The sequence below is a fragment of the Deinococcus pimensis DSM 21231 genome (assembly GCF_000519345.1).
GTDB lineage: Bacteria > Deinococcota > Deinococci > Deinococcales > Deinococcaceae > Deinococcus_A > Deinococcus_A pimensis.
Window position 1 is genome coordinate 15,316 of sequence record NZ_KI912647.1, and the last position, 441, is coordinate 15,756.

Consider the following 441-nt stretch of genomic DNA (forward strand, 5'->3'; position numbering starts at 1 on the left):
CAGGAGACGGGCCTGCGCGTCGCGCTCGCGGTCGTCGCGGTCCTCACGCTCGGCGTCGCCGTGCTCTCGCGCCGCGCGCTCTCCCCTACGTCGCGGGCGTGATGAGGTGCTCGGCGTGCTCGCGGACCCGCACGCACGCCACCACCTCGCGCGGCCACAGGTACGTGTCCCCGTCGGGGCCCTCGAAGCAGACCCAGCCGCTCTCGCGGGCGTCCTCCAGCAGCTTCTCCACCGCCTTGCGCTTCACGTCCTGAAAGGTCACGGGCGTGAGGTGCGGGTCGCGGAACGTCACTTCCACCGTGCGTCGTCGGTCGTCGCTCATGCCCTGATTTCACACCGCCCGCATGACGCGTTCATGCGGGCGGTTCGTGGGGCAACCTTCACGGACGCGCGGGACGCGGCCCCACGTAGCGGGCGCGGGGGCGCAGCAGCCGGCCCTCG

Annotated in this window: 1 protein-coding gene; it reads right to left on the reverse strand. The window is 73.0% G+C overall.

What is annotated here, in order from left to right:
* Positions 1 to 85 precede the first annotated feature (85 nt).
* The gene (locus DEIPI_RS0112830; protein WP_027482020.1) at positions 86 to 322 is read right to left on the reverse strand and encodes a hypothetical protein; all 237 of its coding nucleotides are present in this window, start codon (positions 320 to 322) and stop codon (positions 86 to 88) included.
* Positions 323 to 441: the final 119 nt, after the last annotated feature.